This window comes from Burkholderia sp. NLJ2 (assembly GCF_049487195.1).
GTDB classification, from domain to species: domain Bacteria; phylum Pseudomonadota; class Gammaproteobacteria; order Burkholderiales; family Burkholderiaceae; genus Burkholderia; species Burkholderia pyrrocinia.
The window spans coordinates 718,571-737,977 of sequence record NZ_CP137810.1 but is presented as its reverse complement, the minus strand read 5'-3'; the positions used below and the strand labels follow the sequence as shown (position 1 = coordinate 737,977).

Here is a 19,407-nt window from a genome sequence, read left to right as displayed (position 1 = left end):
TCAGGCCGGCACGCCGAACAGGCGCTGCCGGATCCGGTACAGCGGCTCGAACAGCCATTCGAGCAGGCTGCGCCGTTCGAGCACGATGTCGGCCTTCAGCATCATCCCGGCCCGCAGCGACAGCGGCCGCCCGTCGAACGACGGCGCGCGGTCGGCCAGCTCGACCCAGGTCTTGAAGTAGGTCTGCGGCGTGGCCGCATCGCCCGGCAGGTTCAGCTCCTTTGCCGAGAACGCGACCGGCGAGATCGACAGCACCTTGCCGCGATACGTGCCGAACTTCTCGACCGGATAGCTTGCGTACGCAACCTTCACCTCCTGCCCCTTCTTCACGAAGCCGGCCTTCGACGACGGAATGTAGACCTCGGCGATCAGCCCGTCGGCCTTCGCGGGCAGGATCTCGACGACGCGCGTGCCCGGCGGGTCGATCACGCCGCCCTGCACGACGTCGAGCCGCACGATCTGCCCGTCGGCCGGCGCGTACAGCACCTGGTTCACGTTCTCGTCGATGTTGTATTCCTTCGCGTTCAGCTCCTCCTGCTTGATCTTCAGTTCCGCGTTCGCGCCGTCGTACTTGCTCTGCATCGTGTCGAGGTCGCCGCGCAGCTTCATCGCGTTCTTCGCGAGCTCGGCGCGGCGCAGCAGCAGGTCCTGGTACGCCTGCCCGGCCTGCAGGTACTGCGTGTTGACCTGGTTGTACTGTTCGAGCGTCACGACCTGTTCGTCGAGCAGCTGCTTCACGCGCGCGCGCCGTTCGCCGTACTCGTCGACGATGCGCTTCTGGTCCTGGATCTGCCGGTCGATCAGCCCGCGGCTCTCGCCCTGCGCGGCGATCTGCTGATTGATCTGCTGCACCGACGACCGGTATTCGAGCCGCGCCGCGTCGATCTGCTGCGTCACCTCGACGCGTTGCCGGTCGAGTGCCGCACGCATCCCCTGCACGTTGTTCGCCTGGCTGACGAAGCTCGTGTCGCGCGTCACTGCCAGCAGCCGCTGGCCGGCCTTCACGTGCTGGTCCTTGCCGACGTAGATGTCGCGCACGGCCCAGCCCGGCGGCGCACTGACGCCGATCAGCCCCGAACGCGGCGTCAGCATCCCCGACACGCTCTCGGTATTCGCGTAGCTCAGTTCGACGAGCGCGGTCACGAACATCGCGAACATCGCCAGCGACAGGTAGCAGAAGAACCGCATCGACACCGGCACGTCGACGACGCCGTGTATCACGGTGCCGAAGGTCGTGCCGCGCGCGAGCTTGCGCGACGGCTTCTGTTCTCGGAGGGCGGAGTTCCAGGTCGGCATGGGGCAGGCTCGTCAGGAGCGACGCCGCGCGGCCGCGTCGAGCAGCGGCGTCGGCATCAGGTAAGGCGTGAAGTGTTCCCAGAAATGCCACTGCTCGGGCTGGCGCACGAGCGCCTGCTCGAGCCGGTCGACGATGCGCTGGTGCGTTGCGCGCACGGGCGACGCGTCGTCGTCCGCGCCGAGCATCGGCGCGAGCGGGCTGGCCGCGAGTTCGGTGAAATGCACCGCGCAGCGATCGCGGAACGGTACGCCCGTCGCGTATGAGACGAGCAGCGGAATCCCCTGCTCGACCGCGAGCTTCACACCGCCGCCGGCCATCCGCACCCAGCGCCCGCCGAGCCGGCAGCGGTTGGTCTTGCCGAACTTGCCGTGCAGGTCGGAAAACAGCAGGAACACGGGCGCCTCGCGCCGCAGGCTCGTGATCAGCCGCCGCAGGTGCACGCGTTCCTCGATGTCGATGAATTCGACCTCGCCGGCGCCATATTCGGCAACGAGCCGCAGCGCATCGTCGAAGAACGCGCCCGGTGCGTCCCGGTGCAGGATCACCATCAGCTTGCGGTCGTCGGGGATCATGAAGCGCAGCTTCGTGACGAACAGCATCAGGTTGCCGAAGTGCAGCCCGGCGAGCATCAGCGGGCCGCTGCGCGCGAGCGCCGCCTGCAGTTGTTCGTCGCCTTCGCATGCCATCCCGTCGATCATCGTCTTCATCGATTCGAGGCTGTGCGTGCGCAGCTTGAGCCCCGCGAACTCGGCCTCGAACAGCTCGCGCACGATTGCCGCAGACACGTCCCGCACGCGCCGCGGATCGTCGTTCAGGTGAGCGCTCAGCATGTGCGCGACCGCGCGTTCGATCGATTCGCGAATGCACGGGAAACAGCGCAGGCACGCACTCGAGCACCAGCGCATCAGCCGCAGCCCGCGCGCGGGCGACGTGCGCAGCGCGACGGCACGCACCGCGCGCCGCACCAGGAACGCATACGAGAACGGATTGAGCAGAAAGAGTCGCCCGAGCATCACCGTGCCTCCTCGACCGAGCGCCACTCGTGGGTCGCATCGGTCAATACGCCGTCGTGCATCCGGTAGATCCGGTCGACCATCGACAGGATCGACGCATCGTGCGTGACGAGCACGATCGTGCACGGCAGCGTCAGCACGTTGCGGCAGATCTCGTGCGTCGTCGCCTGGTCGAGGTTCGACGAGAATTCGTCGAGGATCAGCAGGCGCGGCTCGCAATACAGCGCCCGCGCGATCAGCAGCCGCTGCATCTGGCCGGCCGACAGGAATTTCTGCGTATCGCCGAGCGGCGTGTCGTAGCGATGGTCGAGCCGTTCGATCTCGTCATGGATGCACGCGAGCTTCGCCGCATCGAACATCGCGCCGATCCGCGGCGCCGGCGCGAAATTCGTGATGTTGTCGCGGATCGTCCCGCGAAACAGCTGGTCGGACTGCGTGACGGCCGCGAGATGCTTGCGGTACTGCCGCAGGTTCACTTCCGCGAGATCGACGTCGCCGACGAACAGCGTGCCGGGTTCGGGCCGGACCAGCCCGCAGATCAGGTTCAGCAGCGTCGTCTTGCCGCTGCCGGTGCGGCCGACGATCGCGATCTTGCCGCCGGCCGGCACGTCGAGCGCAATGTCGCGCAGGATCGGGCGGTTGCCGCCCTTCGGCGTATACGACAGCGCGCGGATCGACAGCGCGCCGTCGAAACCGTCGACCGGCCGCACGACCGCATCCGGCGCGGGCTCCTCGGTCTCGGTCTGCAGCACGTCCGCGACGCGGTCCATGTGAACCTGCAGCACCTTGCGGCGCACATAGAGCTGGATCGAATCGATGAACTTGTCCGCGAACAGGTTCTTGTACTGGATGAACGCGTAGATCACGCCGATCGTGCTCTGCCCGTGCATCACGAGCCACGCGCCGTACGTGACGATCACGAGCTGCTCGACGTGCACGATCCCCTTCGACACCGCATCGAACAGCAGTTGCAGCCGCTCCTGCTGGCGCATCGCCTGCAGCTTCTGCGTGAACGCGTTGATCCACAGGCTGCTGCGCGCGGTCTCGGCCGACAGCAGCTTGATCGAATGCGCGGAGCGGATGTTCTCGATCAGCAGCGCATCGGCCTCGGCGCCGCGCGTGAGGATCTGCGACATCGCGTCCTGAAGCTGCGGCTGGATCGCGAGCCGGCTGAGCGCGAATAGCACCATCCCGGCGAGGCTGATGCCGGCCAGCACGGGGCTGTAGTACAGCATCAGCACGAGCGTCAGCGTGCAGGTGACGATATTGAGCAGCCCGCCGACCAGGCCGTCGACGAGAAACCGCCCGACCTCCGACACCGACGACACGCGCGAGATCGAATCGCCCGTGTTGTGGAACAGGAAATACCCGATCGGCAGCCGCGCGAGATGCCCGACCATGTTCGCCGACAACTGCTGCGACACGATGTTGCGCAGGTAGCTCTTGATGTTGCCGACGAGGTTGGCGTACAGCGTGTCGAACAGGAACACGATCGCGAACAGGATCGTCAGCAGGTACAGGATGTCGACGTCGGTCTTCTTCAGCGCCTCGTCGATCGTCAGTTGCACGTACGACGGTCCGAGCAGCAGCAGGAGCTGCGCGGCGACGCCGCCCGCGATGCCGATCGCGAGGCTCTTGCGGATGCCCGTCAGCCCTTCGAGGTAGTCGCGCAGCCGGATCCGGTCGGCCGGCCCCGCATGCGTGAAGCCGATGTCCGGATTCAGTTCGAGCGCATAGCCGGTGATGTGCGTGAGCGCCTGCGCGAGCGGCAGCTTCGTCTCGCCGAGCGCGGGATCGACGATGTGCACGCTGCCGTAGCCGACCTTCGTCAGCACGACATAGTGGTTCATCCCCCAGTGCAGGATGCACGGCGTCTTGAGCGCATCGAGTTCGCCGGCGTCGAACTGCAGCCCGCGCGCACGCAGGCCGAGATCGTTCGCGATCTCCATCAGGTCGAAGAACGACAGCCCGGAATCGATCCGGACCGGATAGCGGTTGCGCAGCGTGCGCAACGTCGTTTCGCGCCCGTGCCACGACGCGATCATCGCGAGACAGGCCAGGCCGCACTCCGTCACCTCGTCCTGCAGGACCGGACGGACTTTACGCGTATTGAAGAGCATGGTCGGGCACCCGGGGCGCGACAACGCAACGCCGGAGCCTGCCGATGCGGGCCCGTGGCGGGTCGTGCGCGATACGCATGGGCGCAGCCGGCGCGCGGCCGGTTGCGACGGAAGATCGGTGTTGCCGGCCGCTCAGCGCGACGAGCCGAGCGACATCCGGAACTGTTCGACGGCGCGGGTCTGGTACTGGGTCATCAGGCCCTGCAGCGTGGACCCGATCGACTGGTTGACGAGATCGACCGTATAGGCGGCCGAATTGGAGTAAAGCGATGCGCCGCCGTGAATCTGGCGGGCCTGATCTTCCGTGATGTCTCGCATTTTTATGGCCTTTATATTGTCGGAATGCCTGCGGCCGTCAGCCAATTGAAAACTCGACGGCCGTTCACTTTATTACGGGGATAATCCGGCACTCCTGCCTCCCGATAATCGCCCGAACCGAAATAATATATTTCGGATTCGCTTTATTTCCACTGCGGCGATCGATTCTTTTCCTTTTGTTTCGCAGCATTTCGCGCGGGGGGCGCCTCCCCGCGCACGGCGGTTACTTGCCGGTGTTATTGAACGTCTTCGGGTTCTGCAGGTAATTGCCGAGGCTCGGCAGGAACTGGCCGAGCGCGGTCACCACCGGCGCGGCGTCAACGGCGAGGCTACCCAGCGAGCTGATCGCACCGCCGCCATGCACATTCCTGACCTGTTCCGTCGTCATGACCTTCATCATTCTCTCCTCGTAAAAAATAAAGATGATGCAAAGAACCTTCATTGAAAGACAAACGGCTTTTAATCCCTAGCGACTTGTTAATCTAATAATCACTGCGATTACGAGCCGAAATCAGGCTATCATGCGGACGCATCGGAATTCAATGGAGGACACACTCTTACAGGCGCGTTTTACGATGCGCCGCAGGCAGTAGTCATTCACGCTGTTTGAATTTCAATTTCAAAACGTTTAAATCCCGCCGCAACGCAATGCGGCATGGGCAGGAGACGGAGACGGCCATGTTTGAAACGAGGCGCGCGCATCGCGGATCGGCGATGCAGGATGCGGGTAATCCCCTATCAAGATTTCCGACTAGGTGGAATCCCCTACTTGCAACCGTGACACTGTTCGCCGTAACGATGGCCGGCATGTCTGCGAACGCGCATGCGTTCTGCCTCGACACCGCTTACCAGTACGCTGTCGTGCACGATCCGCGTTACCTGCAGGCGCGCAGCGAATACGATGCGGCCCGCCAGAAATTCCCCGAGGCGCGCGCGCAGATGCTGCCGCAGGCCGCCGCGCAGCTCGAATGGGGGCGCTACGGCACGCACGCGAACCTGTTCGGCATCGACGTCAGCGGCTCGAGCAACGCGGCGTATGGAGCCGCGCAGGTCACGCAGGCGCTGTTCAACGTGCCCTACCTGTACGACATGCGGCGCGCGACCGAGTACGAGGAGTCGGCGAAGCAGAAGCTCGAGGTCGCGAGGCAGGACCTGATCCTGCGCGTCGCGAATGCGTGCTTCGACCTGTTGAGCGCGCGCGAGAAGCTGCAGTCGGCCGACGACGAAGTGAGCGCGCTCACGCGGCTCGAAAGCGATACGCGGCGCATGGCGCAACTCGGGATGAAGACGATCGGCGACACGGCCGAGATCGAGGCGCGCCGCAGCCTCGCACAATCCGACGAGGCGCTTGCGCAGACCGACGTCGACGCACGCCGCGCGCGCTACGAGACGCTGCTCGGTTCGACGATCGATTTCTCGCGCTGGCCGCGGCTGGCGATGCGCGGGTCGTCGCCGCGCATTCCGTCCGGCGACTACGCGCCGCAGGACAACCCCGCGTACCGGCAGGCTTACCGAGATGTCCAGGTCGCGCGGCTCGCGGCGAAACGCGTCAGCGCCGAGCACCTGCCGACCGTCGACCTGTTCGCGTCGTATTCGCGCGGGCTCAATCCGAACCTGCGCGGGCTCACCGATCGCTCGGACTTCCATCAAAGCGCGTTCGGCGTGCAGGTGACGATCCCGATCTTCTCCGGCGGCAGCGTGTACTACCGGCAGGTGGAGGCCGAGCACGTGACCGAGCAATACCGCAACCGGCTGCGCGAAGTCGAGGAGCAACTGGGCACCGATCATCGCGAGGCGTTGTCCGCGCTCGAATCGGTCGGCAAGCGCATCCGCGCGCTGCAGCAGTCGCTGCAGGCCGCCCGGCTCGCGTACGATTCGTCGATGAAGGCGCACCAGGTCGGCTACAGCACGACGTACGAAACGCTGAACCTGCGGCGCGACATCTCGGGCATCCGGCAGAAGCTGTTCGACAGCTATCTCGATGCGCTGAAGCTGCAGTTGAAGCTGAAAAGCGTGCTCGGCACGCTCGACGAACAGTCGCTGGTGGCGGTGGACGGTTTTCTCGAGAGCAATGCGGCGGGAGGCGTGCGTTTGGAGTGACGGTTGCCATGCATATCGGGGCGCGGCGTCCAGTGCCATGTGCGTCGCTTCGATTGTTGAATGCGGCTTCGCGTCGCGACCGTCTGCACCGGTCAGAGTGCCGGAGTCGACACACTAGCCCCGGACGAACGGCATCGCGGCACGTCAACCATCGAATGAGCCGCGGACGCGTCCATACGTATGACAGTCAACCCATTGGAGGTCCGTTCCACTTGTCTGTTCGACCAGCCACGGCACAACGGCCCACGCCTTCGCGTGGATGTCGTGAAACAGAATGACGCCACGACGCCAGAGGAGCATCAGAGTCAACACTCGCTGCTTGACCTGATCGGCGTCCATCTTGCTGCTCCAGTCTTGCGAATCGATGTTCCACAGCGCCACACGCAAGCCTTGGGCATCAAAGAACGCGCCACTGTCAGCGCGACGCTGGCCATACGGGGGCCGAAACAGTGGCACATAGCTGGAAGGCAAGCTGTTGCGGACAAGGCCAATGCTGCGTGTAACCGAGTCCTGCCATTGCGGCCATGCACTGTGCGACTTGTGTTGCCAGCCGTGCGAACCCACGCACATTCCCTGGTAGGTGCGAGAAAGTTCACCTGGCGCGTTTTGCTGCAACCGCGCCTGCAACGGCTCGCCTAGCACGAAAAAGGTGGCGTTGAGATGTTGTTTGCGCAGCGCATCCAGCAACTTGTCGGTGTTGCCGCCAGTTCGGGTGGGACCATCGTCGAAGGTGAGTAGGAAATGCCGGTCTGCCAACTCGTTGCCGGTCAGTTCGTCGGGTGAATAGGTCGCCACTTCACTGCTGGTGCGCTGGAACAGTGACGCGAGACGCAGCAATTCGTCCAGATAGGTACGGTGGAACCGCTGAGACGCCACGAGCCACGCGGCGTAGCGATCGTCGGGGGCGTGCGTGAAAGCCGCCGCCGCCTTCCTGAACGCCGTTTCGTCGAAAGGACCAAGGCAGAATGGCTCGCTCTGCATACAACTGGTCGATGCCAACGTGTAATTCGCCGCCAGACGGCGCCAATATATCGTGCGCACACGATCAAGCGCGCTTTGGTCGAATTGCGTGTGCTTGAGCTTGAGCCGATCGCGCAGCGTGTCGTCGCCGTCACGCTCGCTCTCGCTCAACGCGTGCGCAAAGCTAAGCACTTCTGCGCGCGACGCCCGGTCGAAACCCGCGGGGGACGCAACGGAGTCCGGCCAGAGACTGCGGTCTACAGACGCGACTGCACCTGGGCCGGCGGCCTGGGCCAGACCAGCCATCACCAGCAGACAAAACACGGCAAGGCGTTTGTGCATATGTGGAACTCTCAGGGAACAGGCCCCCGCCCGCGGGGGCATGGTTGATTACATACGCGCGCTGACGCGCTCGATGGCCTTGTCGTAGACCGGATTGTTTTTTTCACGCTTAGCCGCCTGGTAGTTTTCCAGTGCGTTGGCAAACTGCCCCGCAGACTCGTACATCCGGCCGATGTTGTAGTGGGAACTCGCGCGTACCGTAGCGGCGGTGGCACCGCTAGCGAGTGCAATCGCCTTGCGATTGGCCCAGATCGCCTCGGCACTGCGCCCCGCCTTTTGATAGGCCAGGCCGAGGTTGCTATAAGCCTGCCCGTAATTCGGATCCTGCTCGATAGCCTGACCGTACAGAACGATTGCCTCGTCTAGCTGACCGTTGCGATAGGCCTTTTCACCGGACTGATTGAACGCGCGCGCGCGTACGGAATCGATCGGCGCCTGATTGTCAGCCACGACACGGTTGCGTTCGTCGCCGATGTCAGAGAGCGTGTTCAGGACATCTTCGGCGTCCACTCTCACACCGCGCATCGTATTGACGTCCTGGAACTCGCCTGCGCCAGTGATGCGAAACACGGTCCACAGATTGCCCGGCTGATTTCGCGGCACGTAGTATGTGCGTACCAGCGATTCGCCTACGTAGACGAACACTTTCGCTTGACTCTGCGAAAGCGCCATCGTGCCCGGATCGTCACGGTCGGTATAATCGTGTACCGCATATACATAGGTTTCGCCGTCACGCTTGCGCTCAAGCGTGACGGTTTCCGGGCCATAGCCATCGGTATCGTCGACATCGAGGTTCGCACTGGTGCCATGCTTGCTTCTGAAGTAGATGTGATTGCCCGGATAGACCATGTGTGAATCAAGATCTCGCGGCGTCGCCCCCCAAGTCAGCACCACGCGCAAACCATCCAGGTTGCGCATCACCGGGCTCAACGCATAAGTAAGATCGGTACAGGGGCATTTAGCGACGAGATTCGAATAACCTTCCTTCTTGATGATGATCAGCGATGCTCCGTCGGACAGCACATTGGCATCAATCGACGCCTGACCTCGCGTGTCCGTCGTGGCAGTAATCGACTGCTCGCCGTTCCTTTGGAGAATGACCGACGCGCCGGCTATCTTCTGGTCTTTGACGGTAGCGCTAAGTACCTGCACGCGGGCGTCCGCGGCGTGGGCACCAACCGTGGCCGACAAGGCCAGAGCAGCCACGAAGAATCTAATACGACTTATCATTTCCATTCCCAATTAAAATTTATAAGAATAAAAAACGTACATTGTCGACAATCAAAAGACCATTCAATGCCACGCCATTAAAATTGGCTTATCTATTTTATATAAATCTAAATTTCAAAAAATATTCCAGTATTTTTCGCGCTCCGAATCCTACACGAAAACAAAATTCACAAATATTGGACAAGTACGAATTACACTTGCGCAGCAATACAATTCGGTCAATCAATTGTGAATATTGTTAAATTCAGAAAATCGTACTTCGGTTAAGCATGATTGCCACGAGTCCCCCACCGCCAGTGGCCTGGTATCGATTTTCACGGAAACTGGCGCGTGGCATTCTGCGCACTGAGCGGGATGACCGCGCTGTGGTTGTCCTACGCTGTCCTGATCTTCGCGGTCGCCGCGCACTTCGGCGCATCCCCGTTCATCGAGACGAATCTGCGGCACCAGCCAGGCATTGTGCCGTCCGTCGTCGAGGTCCTGCAGATTGCGTTCGACACGCGAGGCTGGATGGCAATGTTCTGGCCGGGCTCGCGATCGATCGACATTTCGATCAGGTAGTTGCGGCGCCACTGGCCCTTATGCGTACGGCGCTGATCGCGGCCCAACGGCGCGGAAAACACCAGCCGGCGAACCTGATCGGCAGCGTACCCGCGCGAAGCACGCGACGCCGAACGAGCCGCGAATAAAAAACGCCGGGCATCAGCCCGGCGTTCGTCGATGCGCAAGCGGCCGCCATTCGTGGCCGCATACGCCCCGTCAGTGAATCACCCGCGTCACGCCACGACCGCGCGGGTCGGCCATCGCCTCCGGCGTCTTGCCGTCGATCTTGATCACCTGGATGTCGCCGCTGAAGTCCTGCCCCTTCAGCGTGTAGCCACGCGCCTCGATCTGTTTCGCGAGTTCGCCTTCGATCGGGTGGTACGGCTCCCAGAAGATCGTGTTCGGCGGCAGCAGCTGGTGATGGAAACGCATCGCGCCGACGGCTTCCTTCAACGGCATCCTGAAGTCGTAGATGTTGTTGATCACCTGGAAGATCGACGTGAAGATGCGCGAGCCGCCCGGCGTGCCGATCACGAGCGACACCTTGCCGTCCTTGGTCATGATCGTCGGCGACATCGACGACAGCGGGCGCTTCTTCGGTTCGATCGCGTTCGCGTCGCTGCCGACCACGCCGAACATGTTTGCGACGCCCGGCTTCGCGGAGAAGTCGTCCATCTCGTCGTTCAGCACGATGCCCGTGCCGTCGGCAATCACGCCCGAGCCGAAATAGCCGTTGATCGTGTACGTGTTCGACACCGCGTTGCCCCACTTGTCGACGACCGAGAAGTGCGTCGTTTCGGCTTTCTCCGGCATCGTCGTGCCGAGGCCCGGCTGCACGCTCTTCGTGTCCGACGGCTCCTTCGGGTTGACCTCGCCCGCGCGCTTCGCGATGTATGCGTCGGCGGTCAGTTGCGCGATCGGCACCTTGTAGAAGTCCGGGTCGCCGAGATACTGCGCGCGATCGGCAAACACGCGCTTCTCGATTTCCGCGACGAGGTGGATGTATTGCGGCGAGTTGAGCTTCACGCCCTCGAAATCCTGCTTGAGGTCGGCCTTCATCTTCAGCAACTGCACGAGGCCGATGCCGCCCGAGCTCGGGGGCGGCGCGGTGATCACGTCATAGCCGTTCCACTTCGCCTGCACGGGCTGGCGCCACACCGCGCGGTATTGCGCGAGATCCTCGGTGGTGATCAGCCCGTTGCCGTCGCCGGTCTTCATCGAAGCCGCGATCAGCTCGGCCGTCTTGCCCTGGTAGAAACCTTCCGCGCCGTCGTTCGCGACCCGCGTGAGCACGTCGGCGAGGTCGGGCTGCTTGAAGTTCACGCCGGCCTTCAACCCGGAGAAGTACTTGTCGAAGTTGGTCTTTCCGCCGAACTCCTTCGACGCGTCGACGCCGCGCTGCGCGAGCTGCTCGTCGACGACGAAGCCATCGCGCGCATAGTGGATCGCCGGTGCGAGCACCTGCTTCCACTTCAGCTTGCCGAAGCGCTTCTGCGCTTCCCACATGCCCGCGACCGTGCCCGGCACGCCGACCGCGCGCGGGCCGTACAGGCTCATGCCCTTGACGACGTTGCCGTCCTTGTCGAGGTACATGTCCTTCGTCGCGGCGAGCGGCGCGCGCTCGCGGTAGTCGATGAAGTACGGCTTGCCGTCCTTGTAGATCGTCATGAAGCCGCCGCCGCCGATGTTGCCGGCTTCGGGGTACGTGACGGCGAGCGTGAATGCGATCGCGACGGCCGCGTCGATCGCGTTGCCGCCTTCCTTGAAGATCCGCTCCGCGGCATCCGCGCTGTACTTGTCGGCCACCGCGACCGCCGAGCTCGTCAGGACCGCCGGCTGCGGCCCTTTCGCATAGGCGGGCGTGTTCGGCAGGAAACCGATGCCGGCCACCGTCGCAAGCACGACAGCGGATGATTTGAAGCGATTCAGCGTAGTCATTGCATGTCCCCCATGTAGATCTCCTTCAGGCAGGAAAAGCACCTGATCCGCTTATAGCCGCTGGCGCGCCGACGGCCATATGCCGGTTTCGTAGTATAGGGGGACAAAGAGGGTCGAACACGCGGCGCGCCACGAAAGCGCTTCGAGTGGGTGCGCCCGGTCACGCAGCGGCGCTGCAGCATGCATGCGGGTCGGTCGAAATGGCATGCGGTACGACGCGTCATCACGCAACGCACAAAACGGAAAGTTGCGAACTACGCTGCATGCAACACATGCACACAAAAAAATCTGCGAACGAGCCACCCGTTGCCCAGACCGATCTGAGAAGATAGCGCCCCGCTTCGCGCCGCATCGTTTTCTTTCACTCACGCGCCGCTTCACGTTTCTTCGTCTCATTCCCTATGGCATCACACAATGCGCATCATGCGTCCGGCTTCGCGGCCGGCGTCGCCGCCGCCGTCCTCGTCGCACAAACCGGCACAACAGGCCCGTGGCACGTAGGCCTGCTCGCCGCGTTCGCGGCCGGCGTCGCGGGCGGCACCGCGCCCGACTGGCTCGAAGTCGCATGGTGGAGCCGCAAGCGCCGCCTGTGGATCACGCACCGCACCGTCACGCACTGGGGCATCGGCTGGATCGCGCTGCTTGCGCTCGGATGGCACGGGCTCACCCATCATCCGCATCCGCTGTGGGCCGCGCCGCTGTTCGGCTTCGCGTGCGGCGGCGTGATGCACCTGCTCGCTGACTGGCCGAACCCGCTCGGCGTGCCGTGGATCTGGCGGCGTCACTCGCTCAACCTGTGGAACAGCGGGCATTGCGACCTGATCGTGGTGGCCGCCGCATGGGGCGGCACGCTGTGGCTCGCGCAGTCGCTGTGGACGCGCGCGCCGCTGCTCGAACACTGGCTCGGCTGGCTGCATCGCGTGTAGTTGCATGTCGTTACGTGTCGTCGCGGATCGGGCTGCGCAACTACCCAACGCACGTCGAACGCAACTTCCTCCTCCCGCTGATCCGGCACCCGTAACCGAACGGGTACCGCCCCGCGCGCGCCTGTTGAAATGCCGGCACCGCGCCTCATCTGAATCTCCGACTCGCGCGCTCCCCCGCCCGCAGTGCCCGGCACGCACACGCGACGTCTGGCACACTGACGATTCACGCGATCCGCCCGCACACTCGCACCCCATTTCAACGCTTCGATGGACGTCACCGCTACCCGCCCTGCCGCCAGTGCGCTCGACGTGTTCCACCCGGCCGTCGCCGCGTGGTTCCGGCGCACGTTCGCCGCGCCGACCGGCGCGCAGGCGCTCGCGTGGCCGCACATCAAGGCCGGACGGTCGACGCTCGTCGCCGCGCCGACCGGCTCCGGCAAGACGCTCACCGCGTTCCTGTGCGCGCTCGACGAGCTGGTGCGCGATGCGCTGTCGCACGACGGCACGCTTCCCGATGCGACGCTCGTCGTCTACGTGTCACCGCTGAAGGCGCTGTCGAACGACATCCACGTGAACCTCGACGCGCCGCTCGCCGGCATCGCCGAATCGCTCGCGCAACTCGGCCTGCCGGTGCCGGCGATCCGCACCGCCGTGCGCACCGGCGACACGACGCAGGCCGAGCGCGCCGCGCTGCGCAAGCGCGCGCCGCACATCCTCGTCACGACGCCCGAGTCGCTGTACGTGCTGCTGTCGTCCACGTCGGGGCGACAGATGCTGTCGAACGTGCGCTCGGTCATCGTCGACGAAATCCACGCGCTCGCATCGTCCAAGCGCGGCAGCCATCTCGCTCTGTCGCTCGAACGTCTCGACGCGCTGGCCGGCCGCGCGCTGCCGCGCATCGGGCTGTCGGCCACGCAAAAACCGATCGACGCGGTCGCGCGGTTCCTGGTCGGCGGGCCGGCCGATGCGCCGCGCGACTGCACGATCGTCGACACGGGCCACACGCGCGAGCGCGACCTCGCGCTCGAACTGCCGAACGTGCCGCTCGAACCCGTGATGGCGACCGACGTGTGGGAACAGATATACGACCGGATCGCGGGGCTCGCGGCCGCGCATCGCACGACGCTGGTGTTCGTCAACACGCGGCGCACCGCCGAGCGCATGGCGCGCCATCTCGCCGATCGGCTCGGCAAGGAAGCGATCGCCGCGCATCACGGCAGTCTCGCGAAGGAGCACCGCTTCGATGCCGAGCAGCGCCTGAAGCGCGGCGAACTGAAGCTGCTCGTCGCAACGGCATCGCTCGAACTCGGCATCGACATCGGCGATGTCGATCTCGTCTGCCAGGTCGGCTCGCCGCGCGGGATCGCGCCGTTCCTGCAGCGCGTCGGCCGCTCGGGGCACCACGTCGGCGGCGTGCCGAAGGGCCGGCTGTTCCCGCTGTCGCGCGACGAACTCGTCGAATGCGCGGCGCTGCTCGATTGCGTGCAACGCGGCGAACTCGACGCATTGCGGATTCCCGAAGCGCCGCTCGACGTGCTCGCGCAGCAGATCGTCGCCGAAGTCGCGTGCGCGGAATGGCAGGAGGACGCGCTGTACGCAAGCTTCACGCGCGCGGCGCCGTACGCGCGGCTGACGCGCGAGCGTTTCGACGAAGTGATGACGATGCTCGCCGAAGGCTTCACGAGCCGCCGCGGCGTGCGCGGTGCATACCTGCATCGCGACGTGGTCGGCGGCACGGTGCGCGGGCGCCGCAACGCGATGATGACCGCGACCACCTCGGGCGGCACGATCCCCGACATGGCCGACTACGCGGTGCTGCTCGAACCGCAGGGCATCCAGGTCGGCACCGTCAACGAGGATTTCGCGATCGAGAGCCTGGCCGGCGACGTGTTCCAGCTGGGCAACCAGTCGTACCGGATCATTCGCGTGGAAACGGGCCGCGTGCGCGTCGAGGACGCGCAGGGCCAGTCGCCGAACATTCCGTTCTGGCTCGGCGAAGCGCCGGGGCGCAGCGACGAGCTGTCGGCGGCGGTCGGCCGGCTGCGCGCGCGGCTCGACGGGTTGTTCGCCGACGGCGACCGGCAAGCGGACGCCGACGCCGGCGGACGCAAGCGCGCGGGCGGCGAGTCCGTGAGCAAGACGGGAGCGCGAAGCAAGGCGAAAGCCAGGGCGGAAGTCGAAACAGGCTCCGCAGCCGATCTGCAAAACGACGCCGACGGCACCGCGATCGCTCCCGCCGAAAGCCGACTCGCACCAGCATTGCGCTGGCTCGTCGACGATCTCCACCTGTCGCCCGACGCCGCGCACCAGATCGCCGCTTACCTCGCTCGCACGCGTGCCGCGCTCGGCGCGCTGCCGACGCAGGACACGCTCGTGATGGAGCGCTTCTTCGACGAATCGGGCGGCACGCAGCTCGTGATTCATTCGCCGTTCGGCAGCCGCATCAACCGCGCGTGGGGGCTCGCGCTGCGCAAGCGCTTCTGCCGCAGTTTCAACTTCGAGCTGCAGGCCGCCGCGACCGATGACGCGATCATCCTGTCGCTGTCGCTCGCGCACAGCTTCGCGCTCGACGAAGTGTGGCGCTACCTGCGTTCGGCCAGCGCCGAGCACGTGCTGGTCCAGGCGCTGCTCGACGCGCCGATGTTCGGCGTGCGCTGGCGCTGGAACGCGACGACCGCGCTCGCGCTGCCGCGCTTCACGGGTGGCCGGCGCACCGCGCCGCAACTGCAGCGGATGAAGAGCGAGGATCTGCTCGCGACCGTGTTCCCGGACCAGGTCGCGTGCCTCGAGAACATCGTCGGCGAACGCGAGATACCGCATCACCCGCTCGTCGACCAGACGCTCGACGATTGCCTGCACGACGCGATGGACACCGACGGCTGGCTCGCGCTGCTGCGCCGGATCGAAAGCGGCGCGATCGAGCTCGTCGCGCGCGACCTGCCCGCGCCGTCGCCGCTCGCGGCCGAGATCCTGAACGCGAAACCCTACGCGTTCCTCGACGATGCGCCGCTCGAGGAGCGCCGCACGCAGGCCGTGCAGTCGCGCCGCTGGAGCGATCCCGAATCGGCCGACGATCTCGGCGCGCTCGACGCCGATGCGATCGATGCGGTGCGCGACGAAGCATGGCCGCTCGTGCGCGACGCCGACGAAATGCACGATGCGCTGCTCACGCTCGCATGCATCGCCGACGGCGAAGCGCACACACACGAAGGCTGGCCCGACCGGCTCGCGGAACTCGCGGAACGCCGCCGCGCGACGAAACTCGTCGCGCCGGGCGGCGCCGCGCTGTGGGTGCCGGTCGAACGGCTCGTGTGCATGCGCGCTCTGCATCCCGACGCACGCGTGACACCGCCGCTCAAGGTGCCGGCCGCCTGCGCGCAACCGTGGGAAGCCGATGCCGCACTCGTCGACGTGGTTCGCGCGCGGCTCACCGGCTTCGGGCCGCTTGCGCTCGACGCGATTGCGACACCGCTCGGCCTGCCGCCGGCGTCGATCGCGACGGCGCTCGCGGCGCTGGAGCGCGAAGGTTATGTGATGCGCGGCCGGTTCACGCCGGGCGCGACGACGGACGAATGGTGCGAACGCCACCTGCTCGCGCGCATTCATCGCTATACGGTGAAGCGGCTGCGCCGCGAGATCGAACCGGTCGAACGCGCCGACTTCATGCGCTTCCTGTTCCATTGGCAGCACCTGACGCCCGACACGCGCGGCACCGGCCGCGACGCGCTCGCTGCCGTCGTCGAACAACTCGAAGGCTTCGAGGCCGCGGCGAGCGCATGGGAAGACGCGCTGCTGCCCGCGCGGCTCACCGACTATATGGCGGGCGGCCTCGACGAGCTGTGCCGCTCGGGCAAGCTCGTGTGGACGCGCATCGGCGCGCCGGCACGCGCGGCCGGCACGCCCGTGAAGACGACACCGATCGTGCTGCTGCCGCGCCGCCACCTCGCCGCATGGCAGGCGCTGCGCGACCCCGATGCGCAACCGGCGCTGTCCGCAAGGGCCACGCAGGTGCGCGACGCGCTCGCCGCGCACGGCGCAATGTTCTTCGATGCGCTGCTCGACGACCTGCACATGCTGCCCGTCGAACTCGAACAGGCGCTCGGCGAACTCGTATCGGCCGGCCTCGTGAATGCGGACAGCTACGCGGGCCTGCGCGCGCTGCTGAAGCCGGCCGTCAAGCGCAGCGCGACCTATGCGCCGCGCACGCGACGCGGCGGTGCGCTGATCGGCGGGATGGACGACGCGGGCCGCTGGGCGCTCGTGCAGCGTCAGGCGCCGCCGGACGATGCGCCGGCGCCGAAGCGCGGCCCGGCCGCGACCGATCCCGACGCGCTCGAACATATCGCGTGGACGCTGCTGCGCCGCTACGGCGTCGTGTTCTGGCGGCTGCTCGAACGCGAAGCCGACTGGCTGCCGAGCTGGCGCGAACTCGCGCGCGTGCTGCAACGCCTCGAAGCGCGCGGCGAGATTCGCGGCGGTCGTTTCGTCGCCGGGCTCGCGGGCGAGCAGTTCGCGCTGCCCGAGGCGATTCCGATCCTGCGCGAACTACGGCGGCAACCCGGTGACGGGCAGACCGTATGCGTGACGGGCGCCGACCCGTTGAATCTCGCCGGCACGCTGCTGCCCGGCGACAAGGTACCGGCGCTGGCCGGCAATCGCGTGCTGTTCCGCGACGGCGTGCCGGTCGCATCGCTCGTGTCGGGTACGTTCCACTACGCGCCCGAACTGTCGCCCGCCGCGCGCGAGGACGCGCGTCTGCGGCTCGCGCGCCACTGCTGACATCCACAGACTACTGATCGCCGGGCCGCGCTGCCGGCATCGTTCGGGTAGCATCGACCGATTGCCCGCGCGGGCTCCCGCGCCCAGACAAAACAAGACTTCCGGAGACTGCCACTGATGACTTCGCATGCCGACTCGCCCGCCGCACATCACGCGGGCTCGCTGACCATTTTCCAGGGTGCCGCGCTGTATATCGGCGCGGTGCTCGGCACCGGCGTGATCGCGTTGCCTGCGCTGGCCGCCGAGGTCGCGGGCCCGGCGTCGCTGCTCGCGTGGGCCGCGCTCGTCGTGCTGTCCGGACCACTCGCGGCGACCTTCGCCGCACTCGGCGCGCGTTATCCCGACGCGGGCGGCGTTTCGACCTACGCGCGGCGCGCATTCGGGCCGAAAGCGGCGGCGATCGTCGGCTGGTGCTTCTATTTCGCGGTGCCGGCCGGCGCGCCGGCCGCTGCGATGTTCGGCGGCGCGTACGTCGCGGCCGTCACGGGCGGCGGGCACACGACGGTCATCGTCACGGCTGCCGCGCTGATTGCGACCGTGTCGGCCGCGAATGCATTCGGCGTCACCGTATCGGGCCGCATGCAGCTCGTCTTGTCGGCGCTGCTCGTCACGCTGCTGCTCGCCGCGGTGCTGGCGTCCGCACCGCATGCGCGCACCGCGAACCTGCAGCCGTTCGCGCCGCACGGCTGGCTCGCGGTCGGCCAGGCCGCCGCGCTGCTCGTGTGGAGCTTCGCGGGCTGGGAAGCGATCACGCATCTCGCGGCCGAATTCCGCCGGCCCGCGCACGACATGCCGCGCTCGGCCGCCATTGCGGTCGTGGTCGTCGGGTTCCTGTATCTGTCGGTCGCGGCCGCGAGCGTGACGGTGCTCGGGCCGTCTGCCGGCGCATCGGGCGCGCCGCTCGCCGAACTGATCGCGGGCGGCATCGGCGGCCATGCACAGGTGCTCGCAGCCGCGGCCGCGCTGCTGCTCACGCTCGGCACGATGAACGCGTATTTCGCGGGCGCGGCCAAGCTCGGCGCGGCGCTCGGGCGCGACGGTGCGTTGCCCGCGTGGCTCGCGCAAGGCAGCCAGGTCGGCGGCGTCCCGCGCCGCAGCCTCGGCGTGATCGCCGTGCTCGCGGCCGTCGCGCTGGCCGCGACGACGATCTCGGACGTTGGACCGAAACCGCTCGTGCTCGTGACGTCCGGGTGTTTCGTGATGGTGTATGGGCTCGGTGCGGCCGCCGCGCTGAAGTTGCTGCCGCGCGGCAGCATCGCTTACCGCTGCGCGTGGATTTCGCTGGTTGCGGTTGCCGGGCTGTTCCTGACGACGGGCTGGTATCTCCTGTGCCCGCTGCTGCTCGCGGGCGGTGCGCTGCTTTATCTGCAGGTGACCGGGCCGCGCAAATGACCCGCCGTGCGCGCGCGGGCTGACACCCGCCCGCTCGCGACGACGCGCCGGCAGATCGCTGGACGGATCGCCGCGTGCATCGCTTCGGTCAGGCCGGCACCAGTTCGAAGCTGAGCCGTTTGCCGAGCGCGGCGGCCGCGCTCGCGAGCGTCGCCAGCGTGAGGCTCGTGTCGGTTTCGTCGAGCAGCCGGTTGAGCGCGGCACGACTGGTTTTCATCCGCGCGGCCATCGCGGTTTTGGTGATGTGCTGCGCCTTCATTTCCTGCCCGATCTGCCACGCGATCACGCGCTTGATCGCGGTGGCGGTGGCCGCTTCGAGATTGCCGTCCTCTTCGAGGAAGGTATCGAAGTCGCTGCCGATATGCGGGTTGTTCGTGGTCGTCATGTCGTACTCCAGTGCATGGCGTTGCCGGCTGCCCGACCGTCGACGACGGTGGGTTGCGGCGCAA

Annotated in this window: 14 protein-coding genes; 4 read left to right on the top strand and 10 right to left on the bottom strand. The window is 66.0% G+C overall.

Translation table 11 applies throughout. The features are described from left to right. The 5 genes from R9B84_RS25695 to R9B84_RS25675 form a co-directional block, all read right to left on the bottom strand. Positions 1-1,296 carry an HlyD family secretion protein gene (locus R9B84_RS25695; protein ID WP_262544390.1) on the bottom strand — a complete coding sequence of 432 codons (1,296 nt, stop codon included), beginning with the start codon at positions 1,294-1,296 and terminating at the stop codon, positions 1-3. Positions 1,297-1,308: 12 nt separating this feature from the next. After that, a complete protein-coding gene (locus R9B84_RS25690) occupies positions 1,309-2,313 on the bottom strand; it encodes a hypothetical protein (protein ID WP_423762826.1) in 1,005 nt (334 codons plus the stop codon). Beyond that, positions 2,310-4,430, bottom strand: a complete 2,121-nt coding sequence (locus tag R9B84_RS25685; protein ID WP_423762825.1) for a peptidase domain-containing ABC transporter — start codon at positions 4,428-4,430, stop codon at positions 2,310-2,312. Before R9B84_RS25685 ends, R9B84_RS25690 begins: the two co-directional genes overlap by 4 nt. Positions 4,431-4,562: 132 nt before the next feature. Continuing rightward, complete coding sequence (locus tag R9B84_RS25680; RefSeq protein ID WP_423762824.1) at positions 4,563-4,748, bottom strand: hypothetical protein; 186 nt, start codon at positions 4,746-4,748, stop codon at positions 4,563-4,565. Positions 4,749-4,971: 223 nt separating this feature from the next. Beyond that, the gene (locus tag R9B84_RS25675) at positions 4,972-5,148 is read right to left on the bottom strand and encodes a hypothetical protein (RefSeq protein WP_006479216.1); all 177 of its coding nucleotides are present in this window, start codon (positions 5,146-5,148) and stop codon (positions 4,972-4,974) included. 398 nt (positions 5,149-5,546) lie between these two features. Between R9B84_RS25675 and R9B84_RS25670 the strand changes: the two genes are divergently transcribed. Continuing rightward, positions 5,547-6,848: a TolC family protein gene (locus R9B84_RS25670; protein ID WP_423762823.1), complete on the top strand. Its 1,302-nt coding sequence runs from the start codon at positions 5,547-5,549 to the stop codon at positions 6,846-6,848. Positions 6,849-6,992: 144 nt separating this feature from the next. Here R9B84_RS25670 and R9B84_RS25665 read toward each other — a convergent pair whose 3' ends face one another. The 4 genes from R9B84_RS25665 to ggt all read right to left on the bottom strand — a co-directional run bounded on the left by R9B84_RS25665 (position 6,993) and on the right by ggt (position 11,861). Next, positions 6,993-8,150: a polysaccharide deacetylase family protein gene (locus R9B84_RS25665; RefSeq protein WP_423762822.1), complete on the bottom strand. Its 1,158-nt coding sequence runs from the start codon at positions 8,148-8,150 to the stop codon at positions 6,993-6,995. Between the two features lie 48 nt (positions 8,151-8,198). Then, entirely contained in the window at positions 8,199-9,356 is a 1,158-nt protein-coding gene (locus R9B84_RS25660) for a tetratricopeptide repeat protein (RefSeq protein WP_423762821.1), read from the bottom strand. A 398-nt stretch (positions 9,357-9,754) separates the two neighbouring features. Next, on the bottom strand, positions 9,755-10,108 hold the full coding sequence (locus R9B84_RS25655) for a hypothetical protein (protein ID WP_423762820.1): 354 nt from the start codon (positions 10,106-10,108) through the stop codon (positions 9,755-9,757). A gap of 31 nt (positions 10,109-10,139) precedes the next feature. Beyond that, positions 10,140-11,861 carry a gamma-glutamyltransferase gene (ggt, locus tag R9B84_RS25650; protein WP_423762819.1) on the bottom strand — a complete coding sequence of 574 codons (1,722 nt, stop codon included), beginning with the start codon at positions 11,859-11,861 and terminating at the stop codon, positions 10,140-10,142. A 401-nt stretch (positions 11,862-12,262) separates the two neighbouring features. On the opposite strand from ggt, the gene R9B84_RS25645 reads away from it, so the two are divergent. From R9B84_RS25645 to R9B84_RS25635, 3 genes are all read left to right on the top strand, one after another. After that, a complete protein-coding gene (locus R9B84_RS25645) occupies positions 12,263-12,787 on the top strand; it encodes a metal-dependent hydrolase (protein ID WP_423762818.1) in 525 nt (174 codons plus the stop codon). A 267-nt stretch (positions 12,788-13,054) separates the two neighbouring features. Then, a complete protein-coding gene (locus R9B84_RS25640) occupies positions 13,055-17,566 on the top strand; it encodes a DEAD/DEAH box helicase (protein WP_423762817.1) in 4,512 nt (1,503 codons plus the stop codon). A gap of 117 nt (positions 17,567-17,683) precedes the next feature. After that, positions 17,684-18,958 carry an APC family permease gene (locus R9B84_RS25635; RefSeq protein ID WP_423762816.1) on the top strand — a complete coding sequence of 425 codons (1,275 nt, stop codon included), beginning with the start codon at positions 17,684-17,686 and terminating at the stop codon, positions 18,956-18,958. Positions 18,959-19,046: 88 nt separating this feature from the next. Here the strand turns inward: R9B84_RS25635 and R9B84_RS25630 are convergent, their stop codons facing one another. Further along, entirely contained in the window at positions 19,047-19,343 is a 297-nt protein-coding gene (locus tag R9B84_RS25630) for an XRE family transcriptional regulator (protein ID WP_011355454.1), read from the bottom strand. Positions 19,344-19,407 lie beyond the last annotated feature (64 nt).